Source organism: Agromyces neolithicus, from assembly GCF_039529735.1.
GTDB classification, from domain to species: Bacteria; Actinomycetota; Actinomycetes; order Actinomycetales; family Microbacteriaceae; genus Agromyces; species Agromyces neolithicus.
Genome location: NZ_BAAANJ010000005.1, coordinates 116,333 through 133,764 on the forward strand (window position 1 = coordinate 116,333; position 17,432 = coordinate 133,764).

15 protein-coding genes and 2 tRNA genes are annotated in these 17,432 nt (G+C 70.1%); 11 read left to right on the forward strand and 6 right to left on the reverse strand.

The window, feature by feature from the left end; all coding sequences use genetic code 11:
• Together ABD164_RS08090 and ABD164_RS08095 are read left to right on the forward strand one after the other, a co-directional pair.
• On the forward strand, positions 1–1,350 hold the full coding sequence (locus tag ABD164_RS08090; protein ID WP_344295265.1) for an MFS transporter: 1,350 nt from the start codon (positions 1–3) through the stop codon (positions 1,348–1,350).
• A gap of 100 nt (positions 1,351–1,450) precedes the next feature.
• Positions 1,451–1,846, forward strand: coding sequence for a hypothetical protein (locus ABD164_RS08095; RefSeq protein WP_344295267.1), 396 nt, complete (start codon positions 1,451–1,453; stop codon positions 1,844–1,846).
• Between the two features lie 79 nt (positions 1,847–1,925).
• Here ABD164_RS08095 and ABD164_RS08100 read toward each other — a convergent pair whose 3' ends face one another.
• Both ABD164_RS08100 and ABD164_RS08105 read right to left on the reverse strand, forming a co-directional pair.
• Positions 1,926–2,999: a DUF1648 domain-containing protein gene (locus ABD164_RS08100; RefSeq protein WP_344295269.1), complete on the reverse strand. Its 1,074-nt coding sequence runs from the start codon at positions 2,997–2,999 to the stop codon at positions 1,926–1,928.
• Positions 2,996–3,346: a GntR family transcriptional regulator gene (locus ABD164_RS08105; RefSeq protein WP_344295271.1), complete on the reverse strand. Its 351-nt coding sequence runs from the start codon at positions 3,344–3,346 to the stop codon at positions 2,996–2,998. The genes ABD164_RS08100 and ABD164_RS08105 overlap by 4 nt, the downstream gene beginning before the upstream one ends.
• A gap of 302 nt (positions 3,347–3,648) precedes the next feature.
• Between ABD164_RS08105 and ABD164_RS08110 the strand changes: the two genes are divergently transcribed.
• Positions 3,649–4,734, forward strand: a complete 1,086-nt coding sequence (locus ABD164_RS08110) for an amidase domain-containing protein (RefSeq protein ID WP_344295273.1) — start codon at positions 3,649–3,651, stop codon at positions 4,732–4,734.
• A gap of 97 nt (positions 4,735–4,831) precedes the next feature.
• Here the strand turns inward: ABD164_RS08110 and pgm are convergent, their stop codons facing one another.
• Both pgm and ABD164_RS08120 read right to left on the reverse strand, forming a co-directional pair.
• Complete coding sequence (gene pgm, locus ABD164_RS08115) at positions 4,832–6,469, reverse strand: phosphoglucomutase (alpha-D-glucose-1,6-bisphosphate-dependent) (RefSeq protein WP_344295275.1); 1,638 nt, start codon at positions 6,467–6,469, stop codon at positions 4,832–4,834.
• 194 nt (positions 6,470–6,663) lie between these two features.
• Entirely contained in the window at positions 6,664–7,965 is a 1,302-nt protein-coding gene (locus ABD164_RS08120; protein ID WP_344295277.1) for a DUF445 domain-containing protein, read from the reverse strand.
• 50 nt (positions 7,966–8,015) lie between these two features.
• On the opposite strand from ABD164_RS08120, the gene pheA reads away from it, so the two are divergent.
• Both pheA and ABD164_RS08130 read left to right on the forward strand, forming a co-directional pair.
• The gene (gene pheA / locus ABD164_RS08125) at positions 8,016–8,975 is read left to right on the forward strand and encodes a prephenate dehydratase (RefSeq protein WP_344295278.1); all 960 of its coding nucleotides are present in this window, start codon (positions 8,016–8,018) and stop codon (positions 8,973–8,975) included.
• A 38-nt stretch (positions 8,976–9,013) separates the two neighbouring features.
• Positions 9,014–9,955 (forward strand): hypothetical protein, encoded by a 942-nt coding sequence (locus ABD164_RS08130; RefSeq protein WP_344295279.1) that lies wholly within the window; start codon positions 9,014–9,016, stop codon positions 9,953–9,955.
• Positions 9,956–10,107: 152 nt separating this feature from the next.
• On the opposite strand, the gene ABD164_RS08135 is transcribed toward ABD164_RS08130, so the two are convergent.
• Positions 10,108–11,118, reverse strand: a complete 1,011-nt coding sequence (locus ABD164_RS08135; protein ID WP_344295281.1) for a diacylglycerol/lipid kinase family protein — start codon at positions 11,116–11,118, stop codon at positions 10,108–10,110.
• Between the two features lie 71 nt (positions 11,119–11,189).
• On the opposite strand from ABD164_RS08135, the gene serS reads away from it, so the two are divergent.
• The 6 genes from serS to ABD164_RS08165 all read left to right on the forward strand — a co-directional run bounded on the left by serS (position 11,190) and on the right by ABD164_RS08165 (position 16,452).
• On the forward strand, positions 11,190–12,458 hold the full coding sequence (serS, locus tag ABD164_RS08140; RefSeq protein ID WP_344295282.1) for a serine--tRNA ligase: 1,269 nt from the start codon (positions 11,190–11,192) through the stop codon (positions 12,456–12,458).
• Positions 12,459–12,511: 53 nt separating this feature from the next.
• Positions 12,512–13,354 (forward strand): HAD family hydrolase, encoded by an 843-nt coding sequence (locus ABD164_RS08145; RefSeq protein WP_344295284.1) that lies wholly within the window; start codon positions 12,512–12,514, stop codon positions 13,352–13,354.
• Between the two features lie 66 nt (positions 13,355–13,420).
• Complete coding sequence (locus tag ABD164_RS08150; protein WP_344295286.1) at positions 13,421–14,725, forward strand: LCP family protein; 1,305 nt, start codon at positions 13,421–13,423, stop codon at positions 14,723–14,725.
• Positions 14,726–14,848: 123 nt separating this feature from the next.
• A tRNA-Ser gene (locus ABD164_RS08155) sits at positions 14,849–14,933 on the forward strand.
• Between the two features lie 52 nt (positions 14,934–14,985).
• On the forward strand, positions 14,986–16,257 hold the full coding sequence (locus tag ABD164_RS08160; RefSeq protein ID WP_344295288.1) for an LCP family protein: 1,272 nt from the start codon (positions 14,986–14,988) through the stop codon (positions 16,255–16,257).
• Positions 16,258–16,363: 106 nt separating this feature from the next.
• Positions 16,364–16,452 (forward strand) — tRNA-Ser (locus ABD164_RS08165).
• Between the two features lie 25 nt (positions 16,453–16,477).
• Here ABD164_RS08165 and ku read toward each other — a convergent pair.
• The gene (gene ku, locus ABD164_RS08170) at positions 16,478–17,395 is read right to left on the reverse strand and encodes a non-homologous end joining protein Ku (RefSeq protein WP_344295290.1); all 918 of its coding nucleotides are present in this window, start codon (positions 17,393–17,395) and stop codon (positions 16,478–16,480) included.
• Positions 17,396–17,432: the final 37 nt, after the last annotated feature.

Below are 17,432 nucleotides of genomic sequence, written 5' to 3' on the forward strand. Positions count from 1 at the left end.
ATGCCCCACCGCGGGCTTTCGCTGACGATTCTCATCGTCAATCAGCTGCTGGCCGGCATCGGAGTTGCCTCGGGCATCGCGGTCGCCGCCTTGCTCGTCGACGAGCTGACGGGTGTCGTCGCGCTGGCGGGTCTTGCGCAGTCGGCGAGTGTGCTCGGTGCCGCGCTCGCGGCGATCCCGCTGGCCCGCCTCGCGGTGCGTGCCGGTCGTCACGTCTCACTCGCGACGGGCTACGCGTGCGCGTGCGCAGGTGCCGCGCTCATCATCGCCGCGGCCGCGAGCGGGTGGGTCGTGCTCGTGTTCGTCGGGCTCGCGGCCTTCGGAGCCGGCGCCGCAGCCGGCCTGCAAGCGCGGTTCGCCGCGACCGAGGTGGCGGCGCCCGGGTTCGAAGCCCGGTACATGTCGCTCGTGCTGTGGGCGACGACGCTCGGATCGGTCGCCGGGCCGCTGCTCTCGGAGACCGGCGCCCAGCTCGGTGCGTCGCTCGGCCTGCCGCCGCTCGTCGGCCCGTTCCTACTCTCGGGCACGGTCTTCGCTCTCTCGTCGGTGCTCGTCGCCGCTCTGCTGCGACTGCCGAAGGCGGGGGTGCTCGCGTCCGACGCCGCCCCCGCCGCCGAGGCTGACCCTGCCGACCCGGAACCCGCCGGTCGAGAAGCGCCCGACGACGGCGCTCTTCCCGCCGGTCGAGTAGCGCCCGACGAAGGAGGACGCGTATCGAGACCGGCCCCCGTCGGCGCCTGGTCTGCCCTGCGCATCGCCGTTCGTGAACCCCGCGCCCTGTTCGCGGTGCTCGCCATCGTCTGCTCGCACACGGTCATGATCGGCGTCATGGTGATGACGCCGGTGCACATGACCGCGCACGGGCTCTCGCTGACGCTCGTCGGCGTCGTGCTCAGCGTCCACATCCTCGGCATGTACGGCGCGAGCCCCATCGTCGGCTGGCTCGCCGACCGCATCGGCTCGGCACGGGTGATCTCGCTCGGCATCGGGATTCTGCTCAGCGCGACGCTGATCGGAATCCTCATGCCCGCCGACGATGTGCTGCTGATCCCGCTCGCGCTCGGACTGCTCGGACTCGGCTGGTCGTGCGGCCTGATCGGCGGCTCCACGCTGCTCAACCACTCGGTCGACGCGGACATCCGCGTGCCCCTGCAGGGCGCGACCGACGCGACGATGAATCTCGCGGCTGCGGCATCCGCTGCCCTGTCGGGAGTCGTGCTCGGCATCGGCGGGTTCGCGGGTGTCAACCTCGTGGCGGTGCTCGTGCTCGTGCCCCTCGTGATCGCGGGGCTGCGAGCCCGGCGCGCCGGCCGGGCGGCGCGATCGGCTGCGCTCGCGCCTCACGCATGAGAGCGTTCTCACTTCCTTCCCAGTGAGCGAGAGGCTTCCTCACAAACTGGCATGATGAAGTGGGCGTGTCCCCCTAAATGCCGACACCAGAGAACCGCACGTGCTCAAGCTCATGACCTCCAAGGCGAAGTCGCCGTCGAACGCCGACCTCGCGCCCCTTCCCGAACGCCGTCGATCGACCTTCCGCGAGCCGGACGCCGCAGTCGATCTCGGGCTCTTCGGGCTCGCGGCCGACGATGCGAGGGTCTCCCACGAGCCGGCGCCTGTCGATGTCTCTGAGGCAGCCGAGACTCCTGAGGCGACTGAGACTCCCGAGGCGACTGAGACTCCCGAGGCGACTGAGACTCCCGAGGCGACTGAGACTCCGGCTCCGACCGCACCCGATCTGCCCCGGGCCGCGCCGCCGCATCACCGGGCGCGTCACCGCGCCGACCGCGCCGGCAACCGCCGGGCATCGGGCAGCAGCTCGTTCCGGATGGCGTTGCCCGCACACTGATCTCAGCCGCTGACGCCCGCCAGGGCGTCAGCCCGCAGAGGTGTGCCGTCCAGCCTGCTTCGCAAGTCGCTCCGCCGAGTCACCCCAAGATGCCGTGGTCGCCGCCGCCCGGCGGCACTCTGGGGTGACTCGCGGCGGGATACTCAGCAGGCGTGCGCTCGGCCAACGCCTCGAGCAGGGCGGCCGCGGTCGCGGCATCGTCGACGGTCACGACGAAGACGCGGCCGCTGCGTCGCGCCACCTGCAGTGCTTCACCCGCGTGCAGCACCACTCCGAAGCGCCCGTCGAGCCCGATGCGAATTCCCCAGCCGCCGAACTCTGCCGTCGGCTGCACTGTGGTGACGCCCGCCTGGGCGATCTCGCCGAGCGGAATGCGGAACCGGGGCACCCCGATCGACGACCGCACTGTGAGCCCGGCACGGTCGACCCGCACGCGGAACGCGAAGGTGGCGCACGCGAGCACGAGCACCATGAGCGTGGCGCCGAGCATGATCCACCAGGAATCGGAGCCGGTCGCGCTCAGCACGATCGTGCCGAGCGCAAGTGCGATGATGCCGGCCGTGACGGCGAGCATCGCCACGCCCGACATCGTCGTCGTCCGCGCCCAGACCACACGCTCACCAGGTGCGAGCGAAACGGCGCCGACCGCCTGCGCGGCAGGCCCCGATGCGCCGCTCGTCACGACGTTCGGTTGGGCGAACCAGCCTGCGACGCCGGCGAGCAGCCCGGCGCCGGCGCCCACGGCGAGCGGCACGAGAACGTTCGGGGCGTCGTGTGGGTCGGCCAACCCGCGTTGCATGCCGAACGACCACGTCAGGGTGACGGCGAGTAGCACACTGGTGCCGAGCATCACCGCGCCGAGCAGCCGCGAGGTCGCCCCCCACGCGCCGTCGCGCGATGGCACGAGCACCATCACCGCGAGGAGCGCGGTGAGCCCGGCGCCGAGCGCCGCGGCGATCAGCGGCACTGCCCACGCCGGCGCGAACCCGTCGGGCCCGTCGCCCGACCAGTGGGTCGCGACGGTCGCGGGCACCTCGGGCAGCCACACGAGCATGAGCACGACGGCGATCAGGGTGATCACGATGGGTAGCACGACGCCGACGACGACATAGCGGCGTCGGGCGGTATGCACGTCGGGGGTGGCGGCGGTCATCGGAACGTCTCCTTCACGAGGGCGGCGAGGGTATCGGGTGAGAGGCCGAGCGCGCGGGCGCGCTCGACGAGGGCGACGACGTCATCGTGCAGCTGCGCGAGCGGCGCAACGGCATCGGTGACGACGGCGCCGCGGCCGCGCCGCATGTCGACGAGGCCTTCGTCGCGCAGGTCCTGGTAGGCGCGAAGCACGGTGTGCAGGTTGACCTCGAGCGAGCTCGCGACCTCACGAGCCGACGGCAGTCGGTCGCCGGGCCGGAGTCGACCGCTCGCCGCATCGGCGCGAACCGACGCCGCCACCTGCGCGAAGATCGGCACGTCGCTCGCGGGATCGACTCGGATCAGCATGGCCCCTCTTTCACAACTGTTATAGCAATACTAGAACAGTTGCAGAACGAGGCACAATGTGGTGACGACTCCGCCGAGTCACCCGAAAACGCCGTGGTCACCGCCGCCCTGCGGCATTTCGGGGAGACTCGCAGCAGGAATCCCGCGATCCACCCCCGATGGCCTGGGCGTCGGCATGTGAGAGCGCGTTCACATGTCGCTCCCAGACGTTGGGAGGCTTCCTCACAATCTGGGGTGTTGGGGTGGAAGCTTCCCCGATCTCGACCCGAAACCTCCCTGTGCCACGAAACCACGCTGCCCCCATGCCCGAAACAGGGTCGACACCGGTACGCACCCGTGCCCGTCACCGCGCCGAACGACCTTCCCACGCCATCGGCGCCCGCCGAGTGGTCGCACTGACCTGCTCGACGGCGATCCTCGGGGTCTCCGCGTTCGGTGCGGTCGCCGCTGCGGCCGATGACGCCGGCTCCCCGGTGGCCGCCCGGCCCGGCATCGACCCGGCTGCCGCCGCATACGCCGACGAGATCGTCTCGGTCATCGACGCGGTCGACGACGCACCCATCGTGACGAGCGGACTCTCGACGGCAGCGGTGCCCTTCACCGGCGGCACGCAGGTCACCGTGAACGGCGAAGGGCTCGACGAGGTCGACTCGGTCACCGTCGCCGGGGTGCCGGCCACGATCGTCACCGCCGAGGACGATGCCGTGACCTTCGCCGTTCCGGCGGTCTCAGCGGATTCGATCGGCACCGCCCAGGTGCGGCTCGCCGCCGCAGGCGCCCCGGTCGCCATCGCATCGGCCGACGCGGCCGTCGTGGCCGGGGCATCCGTGCCGCAGACGACGACGACCGACCTGAACGGAATCGTCGAGGCCTCGACCCGCGCGATTCCGCACGCGCTCACCCTGACCTACACGAGCAACCCGGCCATCGACGCACAGGTCGGCTACGTGCTGACCCACTGGAACAGTTACAACTCCAGCGAGTACACCGTCTTGAGCGGTGTCGACTGTGCGAACTTCGCCAGCCAGTCGCTCATCGAACGCGGTTGGAAGATGGACGGCGGCTGGTACTACGACCGCGCCACCGGCGCCATGTCGCCGAGCTGGTCGAGCTCGACCGCCATGCGCGATTGGCTCATGTCGCGCCCCGACCTGGCGACGCCCCTCGACGACTCGCAGCGCGGGCTCGTGAAGGTCGGCGACATCGCACAGTTCGACTGGAACTCGTCGGGCGACCGCGACCATACCGCGATCGTCACGCGCGTCGAGCACACCGACTCGGGCACCCGCGTCTGGGTCGGGAGCCACACCAAGGACGTCGACTACTGGAACGTCGACGAGGCCATCGCCAACGGCGGCGGGTACGTCACGTACTTCTCGCTGCGCTAGGAGTGGCCTCCGTCGGTCGAGTAGCGCGAAGCGCGTAGCGAGACCACGTGAAGGGTCTCGATATGCTCCTTCGTCGCTACTCGACCGGCGTGGGTCGCTACTCGCCCGCCGACGCCAGCGCCGCGTCGACGATCTGCTTCGCCGCCGCTTGCACGGCCTTGAGGTGCTCGGGCCCTTCGAACGACTCCGCATAGATCTTGTACACGTCTTCGGTGCCGCTCGGCCGGGCGGCGAACCACGCGTTCTCGGTCGTCACCTTGACGCCGCCGATCGCCGCGTCGTTGCCCGGCGCGTGCGAGAGCTTCGCGGTGATGGGCTCGCCGGCGAGTTCGGTGGCAGAGATCGCGTCGCCGTCGAGTCGGCCGAGGTCCGCCTTCTGAGCAGCGGATGCCGCGGCATCCGTTCGTTCGTATGCGGGGTCTCCGAACCGCTCGACCAGCGATCCATAGAGTTCGGAGGGCGACTTGCCCGTGACCGCACGGATCTCGGACGCGAGCAGGCAGAGCAGGATGCCGTCTTTGTCGGTCGTCCACACCGAGCCGTCGAACCGCAGGAACGACGCGCCCGCGCTCTCTTCGCCGCCGAACCCGACCGATCCGTCGATGAGTCCGGGCACGAACCACTTGAACCCGACGGGAACCTCCCAGAGCCGCCGGCCGAGCGATGCGGCGACCCGGTCGATCATCGACGACGACACGAGGGTCTTGCCGACGGCGGCGTCGGGCCGCCACTCAGGCCGGTGCGCGAAGAGGTACTCGATCGCCACGGCGAGGTAGTGGTTCGGGTTCATGAGCCCGTCGTCGGGGGTGACGATGCCGTGCCGGTCGGCGTCGGCGTCGTTGCCCGTGAGGATGTCGTAGTCGCCGCGATGCTCGAGCACCGAGGCCATCGCCGACGCGCTCGACGGGTCCATGCGGATCTTGCCGTCCCAGTCGAGCGTCATGAACGACCAGGTCGGGTCGACGCGCGCGTTCACGACGGTGAGGTCGAGGTCGTAGTGGTCGCGGATCGCGGCCCAGTAGTGCACGGATGCCCCGCCGAGGGGGTCGGCGCCGATGCGGATGCCGCTGCGCTTGATGGCGTCGAAGTCGATGATGTTCGCGAGGTCTTCGACGTAGTTGCCGCGGAAGTCGTAGGTCTCGACGCCGCTCGGCTCGGCCTGGTTCACCGCGCCGCCGCCGCCGGCGATGAGCTCGTTGGCTCGGTTCGCGATCCACGTCGTCGCCTCGGAGTCGGCGGGGCCGCCATGCGGCGGGTTGTACTTGAAGCCGCCGTCTTGCGGCGGGTTGTGCGACGGCGTGATGACGATGCCGTCGGCCTCTCCTTCGCCGCGGGTCTCGGGGTCGTTGTTCCACTTCAGGATCGCGTGGCTCAAGGCCGGTGTGGGCACGTAGTCGTCGAACTCGTCGACGAAGACGCGCACCCGGTTGCCGACGAGCACGTCGAGCGCGGTGGTCTGCGCGGGGGCGCTCAGCGCGTGGGTGTCGGCGCCGATGAAGAGCGGCCCGGTGATGCCGCGCGCCGTGCGGTAGTCGACGATCGCCTGGGTCGTCGCGAGGATGTGGTGCTCGTTGAAGCTCGTGTTCAACGACGATCCGCGGTGCCCCGCGGTGCCGAAGACGACGCGCTGCTCGGGTATCGAGGCGTCGGGCTGCTTCTCGTAATAGGCCCGCACGAGCCCTTCGACGTCGACGAGATCGGATTCGGCAGCCGGTCTTCCTGCGCGCTCATGCATGCCCCCAGTCTTGCACTCGCCCCCGCGGGCGTGGAGGCCCAATCCATGTGCGCAATTCAGGTGCGCAGGTGTGTCGACGCGGCGTGTCGACCTCGCGCGAGCGCGACACGCCTGCGCGAACCTGAATTGCGCACGTGGACGTGGACGTGGACGTGGACGTGCACGTGGACGTGGCCCGGCGAGAACCCCGCGGCTCAGACCAGGGCGTGGATCGTCGTCGCGACCGTGTAGATCGCGAGCCCCGCGAGCGCGCCGACGACCGTGCCGTTGATGCGGATGAACTGCAGGTCGCGCCCCACCTGCAACTCGATCTTCTCGGTCGTCTCGCGCGGGTCCCAGCGCTCGACGGTCTCGGTGATGACGCCCGCGATCTCGTGCCGGTAGCTGCGCACGATGTAGGCGGCGGCGTCGATGACCCACGCGTCGACCTTCGCCGCGAGCGCGTCGTCGGCGGTGAGCCGCACGCCGACCTCGATCACGGCCGACCGCAGTCCGGCGCGCAGCTCACTTGCCGGGTCGGCAAGGGCCTCGTCGAGGCTCAGTTTCACGCTCGCCCACGCCTCGGCCGCGAACTCGCGCACCCGCGGGCTGTCGAGCAGTCCGGCCTTCAGCCGTTCGACGCGGGCGATCATGGCAGGGTCGTGCTGCAGGTCGGCGGCGAGCTCTGCGAGGTAACGATCGATGGCGAGGCGAAGCGGATGCCCCGGCTCGGCCCGAACCGCACGCACGAACGCCAGCACCTCGCGGTGCGCCCGGTCGTCGACGAGACGGTCGACGAACCCGGGGACCCACTTGGGCAGCCTGCCCGAGACCATGCTGCCGAACGCCTCGGGATGTGCCGCGAGCCACTGCTCGGCCTTGTCGAGCACGACGTCGATCGCCGCGCGCTGCTGGTCGGCGGCGACCAGGCGGCCGCCGATGCGCCCGATCGCCGGCGCCCACTCGGGTTCGAAGAGGTGCTTGCGTGCGAGCCGCTCGATGACGTCCTCGACGTCGTCGTCACCGAGGAGGGTCAGGATGCCCCGTGCCGCGACCCCGCCCTCGGCCGTCAGGCGCTCGGCGTTGTCGGGCTCCGCGAGCCATCCTCCGAGTCGGCGCGCGATGCCGATCGAGGCCAGCTTGCCGACGACGACCTCTTCGCTCAGGAACTCGTCTTCGACGAAGGCGCCGAGCGTCGCGCCGATCTCGTCCTTGCGGTTCGGGATGATCGCCGTGTGCGGGATCGGGATGCCCAGCGGATGCCGGAACAGCGCCGTCACCGCGAACCAGTCGGCGATCGCCCCGACCATCGCTCCTTCGGCGGCGGCCCGCACGTATCCGAGCCACGCGATGTCGTCCTGCAGCGCGAACGACACCGCGAACACGATGGCCGCGGCGACGAGCAGGCTCGCCGCGACCCGCTTCATGCGCCGCAACGCCGCGCGCCGCTCCTCATCGGTGGGGACTGTGCGCCGCTCGACGCGAGCTTCGGCCCGCCCCTCCTCGGTCGTCGTCATGTGTCGACGCTAGCGGCTGGGGATTCCGGCGGGTCGGTAGGCTGGCGTGCATGACCGAAGCCGCGCCTGCGACGCCCGAGCAGACGTACTCCTACCTGGGACCGGCCGGCACCTTCACCGAGGCGGCGCTCAAGCAGGTGCCCGAAGCCGCGGGCAAGCACTGGCGCTCGGTGAACAACGTCGGCGAGGCCCTGGCCGATGTCACGACCGGGCGTTCGACCGCAGCGATGATCGCCATCGAGAACTCGATCGAGGGCGGCGTGAGCGCCACCCAAGACGCGCTCGCGACCGTGCCGGGCCTGCGCATCGTCGGCGAGTACCTCGTGCCGGTGAACTTCGTGCTCGTCGCCCGTCCGGGCACCACGCTCGCCGAGGTGCGGCTCATCAACGCGCACCCCGTCGCCTACGCCCAATCGCGCGGCTGGCTCGAGCGGCACCTGCCCGACCACGGGTACATCCCCGCCGCGAGCAACGTGCAGGCCGCGGCATCCCTCTTCGACGGCAGCCAGGCCGACGCAGCCGTCGCCCCGCCCGGCATCACCGACCACCTCGACGTCGACGTGCTCGCCCGCGACATCGGCGACAATCCCAACGCGGTCACCCGGTTCGTGCTGGTCAGCCGCTCGCGCGCGCTGCCCGAGCCCACCGGCGCCGACAAGACCAGCCTCATCGTCGAGCTGCCCGACGACGAGCCCGGCTCGCTGCTCGCCATGCTCGAGCAGTTCTCGACCCGGGGCGTCAACCTCTCGTTGCTCGAGTCGCGGCCCATCGGCGACGCGCTCGGACGCTACCGCTTCGTCGTCGACCTCGACGGGCACGTCTCAGACGAGCGGGTCGCAGACGCGCTGCTCGGCCTGCGGCGCACGAGCCCGAAGGTCATCTTCCTCGGCTCGTACCCCCGCGCCGACCAGCGCGAGATCGAGTACCACTCGAAGTTCGATGACGAGATCTTCATCGAGGCGCGCGACTGGCTGCGCGGACTCGTGAGCGGCGAACCCGACGTCGACTGAGGCTGGTCATTCCCGGCGCACGAGTCGAGAATGGGGGAATGACCGACAGCAAGGCCCGCATCGATCCGCGGTACGACCCGCGATTCCAGCGCGGGTACGTCGGCGGTGAAGCGGATGCTCCGCCCCGCGCCGATGCGCCGCCGCCCGCCGATGCGCCGCCGCCCGCGTCGCCCGTGGTCGCGCCGGTGCCGATCACGCGTGCGCCGCGCGAGCAGGCGGGGTCTCGCCCGGCCGAATTCGCGCCCCGTCTGTTGCACGATCGGGAGTCGCGTGACGTGAGCCGGCCCGGCGCGAAGGCTGGGGCGCCCGCCCCGGTCGCCGCCCGCGGGCCGGCCGCTCACGAGCCCGCCGTCGCGTCGACCGCCGTCGCGTCGACCGCCGAGCCCATCACCGCAGCGCTCACCGACGTCGAGCCCGATGACCCCGAGTCCGCCCGGTACGCGCGCGCCTGGCTCATCGCCGGCTGGGTGTTCTCGGGTGCGATCCTCGCGGGCGGGCTCTGGTGGTCGTGGTCCGCGGCCATCGACCCCCGGTACTACAACGGGTTCGGCGGGAGCGCCGACACCGACGTGGTCTTCTTCCTGCAGTGGACCGTCCCGCCGGCCATGGTGATGATCGGCGCGCTCGGTGCGGTGGTGGTGACCACGTTCGCGGGGCTGCACCAGCTCGCGGCATCCGTCGATCGCGACCCGGATCAGGCTGCATCGGCATTCCCGCGGGTCCCGGCCGCGTACGCGCTCGTCGCCATGGCCGTCGCGGGACTCATCGTGGTCGTCTGGCTCGGCGGGCTCGTCGCGGCCGGACAAGAGGTCATGTGGACCGGAACGGGTCCGCCCGCCGATCAGCTGACGACGGTCGCGCTCTCGCGAGTCGGCGAGGTGAGCCTCGGGCCGATCGCCTCGGCGGCGTTCGCGTCGGTCATCGGCCTCATGCTGCTCGGCGTGCAATCGGCCCGCGGTACACGCCACATCTCTGGCTGAGGTCCGCCACGAGACTCGTCGCCCTCATCGAGTGGGCAGAGATCGCTCTCTGCTGGCGCGGGAAGGTTGTTCTCTGCCCACTCGATCGCTGAAGCGGCGCGAGCGGGGCTGAAGAGGCACCGAGCGGCACGCGAGCAGCTCCACCGTCGGCGTCAGCGCGCGACCCGCACGATGAGCGACGCGGGCGACACCGTGAAGGTCGCCGCCGCCACCCGGCCGAACTCGTCGCCGTCGATCTCGAACTCCTCGGGCGCGCCGTCGATGCCGATCTCGACCGAACGGCCGCGCAGGTAGACGATGTGCTGGCGCTTGTTGCCACCGGTGAGGTCGATGAACTGCCGGCCGAGCGCGGACTTGCGCAGCACGCGGTTCTCCCAGGCCACCTTGCGCCAGATCAGCAGCCAGCCGAAGGCATTGCGCGGCTGCAGCACCACGACATCGAGTCTGCCGTCATCGATCTCGGCGTCGGGAATGAGGTCGAGGTTGCCGGGGAGGTACCCGAGGTTCGCGACGAGGATGCTCGAGACCCGCGAGCGGTGGTGGCGGCCGCCGTCGATGCGGTGCACCGCCCGGTAGGGCTTCGAAGCGGGGATGGCGCGGATCCCGGCGTCGACGTACGCGAGCCAGCCGACGCGCTTCTTCAGCTCGGGGTTCGTGTTCGCGATCATCGTCGCGTCGATGCCGATGCCGGCCAGCACGAGCGACACGTGCGACTCGTCGGAGCCGTCGGGCCGCGAGATGTCGGCGACGATCACGTCGACGGCGTGGTCGATACCCGAGAACGCGAGCACGACCGCGTCGTCGAGGTCGTTCACCGGGATGCCGAGATTGCGCGCGAACAGGTTGCCCGTGCCGAGCGGCACGATGCCCATCGGCACGCCGGTGTCGCGCAACCCCGCGGCGACCGCCCGCACGGTGCCGTCGCCGCCGGCGACCAGCACGAAGTCGACGCCGGCCTCGACGGCCTCGCGTGCCATGCCTTTGCCTGGGTCGTCTTCGGTGGTCTCGATCCACATCGTCGGGGCGAACTCCTGCCGCTGCTCGGCGCGGGCGACGGCGTCGCGCAGTGCGTTCACGCCCTGCTTCGAGGGGTTGAACACCACCGCCGCGCGCGGGTGCGACCCCGCGGCATCGGATGTCTGTTTCCCCTGATCAGTCGCCACGAAACCAACGGTATGCCATCGAGGGGTGCAGGGCGACGAGCGGTCGGATGCCCCGGGCTAGACTTGCTCGGGTGATCGACCCCGTGCTGCTCCGCGAGAACCCCGACCTCATCACGCGTTCGCAAGAGCTCCGGGGCGAGTCCGTGGCGTTCGTCGACGAGGCCGTCGCGGCCGACGCCGCACGCCGCACCGCCATCACGGTGTTCGAGGCGCTTCGCGCCGAGCAGAACGCGTTCGGCAAGCAGGTCGCGCAGGCGCCCAAAGAGGCCAAGGCCGCGCTCGTCGCCGAGGCGCAAGACCTCGCCGGCCGGGTGAAGGCGGCCAGCCAGGCGGTGAGCGACGCCGAGGCCGAGTTCACGCTCGCGGTGCAGAAGCTCGGCAACATCGTGCTCGACGGCGTGCCCGCCGGCGGCGAAGACGACTACATCGTGCTGCGCGAGGTGGGCGAGCTGCCCGCGTTCGACTTCGAGCCCCGCGACCACCTCGAGATCGGCGAGCTGCTCGACGCCATCGACATGCAGCGCGGCGCCAAGGTGTCGGGAGCCCGCTTCTCGTACCTCAAGGGCGTCGGCGCCCGGCTCGAGCTCGCCATCATGAACATGGGCCTCGACCGCGCGATCGCCGCCGGCTTCACCCCGCTGATCACGCCCACGCTCGTGCGCCCCGAGATCATGCAGGGCACCGGATTCCTCGGCGCCCACTCCGAAGACATCTACTACCTGCCCGACGACGAGCTCTACCTCACCGGCACGAGCGAGGTCGCGCTCGCCGGCTACCACGCCGACGAGATCCTCGACGTGTCGAGCGGTCCCATCCGCTACGCGGGCTGGTCGACGTGCTACCGCCGCGAGGCGGGCAGCCACGGAAAAGACACGCGCGGCATCATCCGCGTGCACCAGTTCAACAAGCTCGAGATGTTCAGTTACATCGACCCGGCCGACGCCGAGGCCGAGCACGAGCGCCTGCTCGCGTGGCAAGAGGGCATGCTGCGAGACCTCGGCCTCGCCTACCGCGTCATCGACACCGCAGCCGGCGACCTCGGTTCGAGCGCCGCCCGCAAGTACGACGTCGAGGCGTGGGTGCCCACACAGGGCGCCTATCGCGAGCTCACGTCGACCTCGAACTGCACGACGTTCCAGGCGCGCCGGCTCGACATCCGCCACCGCACCGCGAGCGGAAAGACGGCACCGGTCGCGACCCTCAACGGCACCCTCGCGACGACCCGCTGGATCGTCGCGATCCTCGAGACCCACCAGCAGGCCGACGGGTCGGTCGTCGTGCCCGAGGCCCTGCGCGGCTACCTCGGCGGTCTCGAGCGGCTCGAGCCGGTGGCGCGTTGAGCGTCGCCGACCGCCGGTCGAGCAGCGAGCGCCAGCGAGCGTATCGAGACCCGGTGGCAGATCTCGATACGCCTCCTTCGTCGGCTACTCGATCGACGGATGCCCCGTGGCTCGTCGCCCTCGACGTCGACGGCACGATCATGCACGAAGACGAGACCATCGACGAGCAGGTCGCCGTCGCGGTCGCCGCAGCCGTCGCGCGCGGGCACCTCGTCACGCTGGCGACCGGTCGCTCGTGGGCGACGACCGCCCCGGTGCTCGAGCACCTCGGCCTCGAGCCCGAGTACGTCGTCTGCGCGAACGGCGCCATCACGATGCGCCGCGACCCGACGGCGCCCGGCGGGTACGTGCGCGAGCACGTCGAGACGTTCGACCCGACCGCGGTGCTCGAGCGCATCCGCGGGTTCCTGCCCGCGGGAAAGTTCATGGTCGAGTTGCCCGACGGGTTCCGGCTCTACACCCGGGGCATGGTCGAGTGGAACCTCGACAATGCCCGCGAGGTCGAGTTCGCCGAGCTGCTCGACCATCGTGCGACCCGCGTCGTGGTGACGAGCCTCGAGCACGGGCTCGACGAGTTCTTCGGCATCGTCGACCAGATGGGGCTGCACCACGTCAGCTATGCCATCGGCTGGACGGCGTGGCTCGACATCGCCCCCGACGGTGTCAACAAGGCCACCGCGCTCGAGCGCGTGCGCGGCTGGCTCGACCTCCCGGCCGACCGGGTGATCGCCGTCGGCGACGGTCGCAACGACCTCGAGATGTTCTCGTGGGCGGGCGCCGCAGGGCGTTCGGTCGCCATGGGCCAGGCTCCCGACGAGGTGCGCGCGGCCGCCGACGAGGTCACCGGCTCGATCGACGACGCCGGTCTCGCCGCGGTGCTCGACTCGCTGCCCTGATTCCCATTTCGAACCGGATCTCCGGCCCGACACGCCGGTAGAATCAAGGTCGTCGAAGGGGGCGACGTGAAGGGTGACGCGCGCGCCACCGGGGTGGGGGCAGAGGCGGCCGAACCGCCGCGCCATGGTCACCTGCGCCGCCGGTCGGGCGTTGCGACCTACTTCAAGCTCGCGGCATCCGTCATCGCGGTGTTCGCCGTGAGCGCCGCCGCCGTCGTCGCCTACGCGGCCGTCGATCTCGTGCGCACCGTGCAGCAGAAGCCGACCGTGACGCTCGCGAACGAGCAGATCCTCGAGGGCGTGCCCGACATCGGCGCGATCGACGGCGGGCTCAGCTTCCTGCTCGTCGGCAGTGACAAGCGCCCCGCCGACGGTTCGTTCGGCGACCCCGACATCGATTCGGCGGTGCTGAACGACGTCACGATGCTCGTGCACCTCGCGCAAGACCATTCCCACGTCGAGGTCGTCAGCTTTCCCCGCGACATGCTCGTGTCGGTGCCCGAGTGCCCCGACCCGGCCGATTCCGCGAACACCCTGCCGGCGTTGTTCGAGACGCCGCTCAACGGCGTGCTGCAGTGGGGCGGGCTCGCCTGCGTCGCCCTGACGATCGAACAGCTCACGGGCGTGACGATCCCCGTCGGCGGAGTCGTCGAGTTCGAGGGTGTCGCCGCGCTCGCCGAGGCCGTCGGCGGCGTCGAGGTGTGCCTCGCCGACCCCGTCGACGACGACCGATCGGGCCTGCACCTCGCCGCGGGCAGGCACCTCATCACGGGGTACACGGCACTCTCGTTCCTGCGAACCCGGCACGGCGTCGGCGACGGCAGCGACCTCGGGCGCATCGCGAGCCAGCAGACCTTCCTCGCCTCGCTCGCCCGCACGATGCAGTCGAGCGGCACGCTGGGCGATCCGGTGAAGCTGTACTCGATCGCGAAGGTCATCCTCTCGAACATGCAGCTCTCGAACGCCTTGCAGAACCCGGTCACGCTCGTCGCGGTCGCGCGGGCCCTGCAGGCGGTCGACCTCAGCCGCATCACGTTCGTGCAGTACCCGACCGTGTACGACTACGCCCTCAGGTACGTCTCCCCGTCGGAGTCCGCAGAGCTCGTGAACCTCGCGTTGCAGCAGGACCTGCCGCTGGCCGTCAACCCCGATGCGACGACGAACGCCTCATTCGGAACGATTCCCGATCCCACGGCGCCGACGCCTGCCCCGCCGCCGGCCGTGCCGCCCGCGACCGAGCCCGGCCGCGGGGCATCCGTCACCCCGACACCCGCACCGACTCCCTCGGTGCCGCCGGCAACGGTGCTGCCCGACGACGTCACGGGGCTCAGCGCCGACGAGGTGCGCTGCGCCACCGCCAACCCGGGCTGATCCGTGGCCGACCGGCGCTTCAGGGCTCTCTCAGGCGTGGCTGGAAGGCTTGAGCAGATGCGCGTCGGCTAGAATCGGTGCCTGCCTGCACGATGACGCCCTCGGGCGAAGTCGCGCGGGCATGGAGGGCTGTCCGAGCGGCCGATGGAGCTGGTCTTGAAAACCAGTGGGCAGCAATGCCTCGTGGGTTCGAATCCCACGCCCTCCGCGCGAAACGACCACAAGATCAGGCGACACGAAAGGGCAACGTGAGAGAAGCGGTGGCAGCGACCTCGCGTCGCACGGCGAAGTCGCCGTCGATCGCGCGTCACGGACGCCTCGGGCGGCACTCCCTGTGGAAGACCGCGGCGAAGGTCGTCGCTTCTGCAGCCGCCGTGGCGCTCGTCTCGGGTTCGGCCGTCGCCGCCTACGCCGCCTTCGATCTCGCCGCCACCGCGAAGCCGACGGTGTCGCTCGGCAACGAGCACGCGCTCGAGGGTGTGCCCGACGTCGGCGCCTTCCCGGGCGGCGTGAACCTGCTCATCATCGGCTCCGACAGCCGACAGGGCCAGGGCGACGGCTTCGGCGACCCCGACGAAGAGACCGCAGTGCTCAACGACGTCAACCTGCTGCTGCACATCTCAGAAGACCACTCGCACGTCGAGGTCGTGAGCTTCCCGCGGGACATGCTCGTCGACGTGCCCGAAGGCTGCACCGACCCCGACACGGGCGAAGAGCTCTGGGATCAGTACGACGTCAAGATCAACTCGGTGCTCGACTACGGCGGCATGCCGTGCGTCGTCAAGACCGTCGAATCGCTCACCGGCACGACGATCCCGTTCGCGGGCATCGTGCAGTTCATGGGTGCCGCGGCGATCTCCGAGGCCGTCGGCGGCGTCGAGGTGTGCGTCGCCGAACCCATCGAAGACGAGCACACCGACCTCTATCTCGCGGCCGGCACGCACGAGCTCAGGGGGTTGCAGGCGCTCCAGTTCCTGCGCACCCGCTACGGCGTCGGCGACGGCAGCGACCTCGGGCGCATCTCGAACCAGCAGGTGTTCATGTCGGCGCTCGCGCGCGAACTGCAGTCGGCCGGCACCTACACCGACCCGGTGAAGCTGTACTCGATCGCGAAGGCCGCGCTCGAGAACATGCAGTTGTCGTCCACGCTCGGCGACCCGACGACGCTGGTGTCGATCGCGATGGCGGCGAAAGACATCGACATGTCGGCGATCGCCTTCGTGCAGTATCCGACCGCATATGAAGAGGGCTTCGGCGCGGTCGTGCCGACCGAGTCGGCCGAGGCGGTCAACCTCGCCCTGCAGCAAGATCTGCCGATGACGCTCGACCCCACGGCGCTCGACAACACCGACTTCGCCTCGGCCTCCGACCCGAACGCGGTGCCCGCCGAGCCGACCCCCAGCGATGAGCCGGTCGAAGAAGTTCCGACTGATGCCCCCGCCCCGACCGTCGAGGCACTGCCGAGCGACGTCACCGGCCAGACCGCGGCCGAGACGCGATGCTCGGCCGGTCGCACCCTCGAAGACCAGTAGCCGCGACTCCGCCCGAATCTCGGCGAATCATCTCGAATCGTCTCGAATCGTCACTTCGGGTGCCCACGGGTTATGATTGCTCGCGTGTTCGCGCAAGCGTTCACGAGGAGACGTCGCATAGTCCGGCCGAGTGCACCACCCTGCTAAGGTGGAGTCCCCGTAAGGGGACCAGGGGTTCAAATCCCCTCGTCTCCGCTCCGAGATCCGTCGAAGCCGACCGTTACGACGCCGCCTTCTTCTTCGCTGAGGGCTTCTTCGCGGCGGGCTTCTTCTCGCCACTACCGGCGCCCTTCTCGCCCGTGGCTACCGCCTTCGACGAACCCGAACTCGCCCCGGAGCCCTTGCCGCCGCCCTCGCGCTTCGACGCGATCGACTGGCGCAGCGCCTCCATGAGGTCGATGACCTCGCCGCCTTTCGCCTCTTCGGGCTGCTCGCCGAAGGTCGCGGCCGTGTCGATGGCATCGCCCTGCTCGAGCTTGGCCGCGATGAGGGTGCGCAATTCTTGCTGGTACTCGTCGACGTACTGGTCGGGCTCGAAGTCGTTGACGAGGCTGTCGACGAGCTGCTTCGACAGGTCGAGCTCTTTCGGCGAGATCTTCACGGCCTCGTCGAGCGAGGGGAACTCGGCGGCGCGCACCTCGTCACTCCACAGCAGGGTCTGCACCACCAGCACGTCGCCGCGCACCCTCAGCGCCGCGAGCCGGCTCTTCTGCCGCAGTGACATGCGCACGATCGCGGTGCGGTCGGTCGATTCGAGGGTCTCGCGCAGCAGCACGTACGCCTTCGACGACGCCGAATCGGGTTCGAGAAAGTAGCTGCGGTCGAGCATGATGGGGTCGATCTGCGCGCTCGGCACGAACTCGACGACCTCGATCTCGCGGCTGCGCTCGGCGGGCAGCGACTTGAGGTCGGCATCGGTGATGACGACCGTGCGCTCGCCGTCGTCGTAGGCCTTGTCGATGTCTTGGTACGGCACGACCTCGCCGTCGATCTCGCAGACGCGTTGGTACCTGATGCGCCCCCCGTCGGCCGCGTGCACCTGGTGCAGTGACACGTCGTGGTCTTCGGTGGCGCTGTACAACTTGACGGGCACATTGACCAGGCCGAATGTGACCGCCCCTTTCCAGACGGCTCGCATGACTACCAGTAGACACCCCGGGCATATGCCACCGAAA

What these genes read in the sequence shown, in the direction of transcription:
- ABD164_RS08090 (WP_344295265.1), top strand. Translation starts at nt 1, where the DNA reads ATGCCCCACCGCGGGCTTTCGCTGACGATTCTCATCGTCAATCAGCTG.
- ABD164_RS08100 (WP_344295269.1), bottom strand. Translation starts at nt 2,999, where the DNA reads ATGACCGCCGCCACCCCCGACGTGCATACCGCCCGACGCCGCTATGTC.
- ABD164_RS08105 (WP_344295271.1), bottom strand. Translation starts at nt 3,346, where the DNA reads ATGCTGATCCGAGTCGATCCCGCGAGCGACGTGCCGATCTTCGCGCAG.
- ABD164_RS08110 (WP_344295273.1), top strand. Translation starts at nt 3,649, where the DNA reads ATGCCCGAAACAGGGTCGACACCGGTACGCACCCGTGCCCGTCACCGC.
- pgm (WP_344295275.1), bottom strand. Translation starts at nt 6,469, where the DNA reads ATGCATGAGCGCGCAGGAAGACCGGCTGCCGAATCCGATCTCGTCGAC.
- ABD164_RS08120 (WP_344295277.1), bottom strand. Translation starts at nt 7,965, where the DNA reads ATGACGACGACCGAGGAGGGGCGGGCCGAAGCTCGCGTCGAGCGGCGC.
- pheA (WP_344295278.1), top strand. Translation starts at nt 8,016, where the DNA reads ATGACCGAAGCCGCGCCTGCGACGCCCGAGCAGACGTACTCCTACCTG.
- ABD164_RS08130 (WP_344295279.1), top strand. Translation starts at nt 9,014, where the DNA reads ATGACCGACAGCAAGGCCCGCATCGATCCGCGGTACGACCCGCGATTC.
- ku (WP_344295290.1), bottom strand. Translation starts at nt 17,395, where the DNA reads ATGCGAGCCGTCTGGAAAGGGGCGGTCACATTCGGCCTGGTCAATGTG.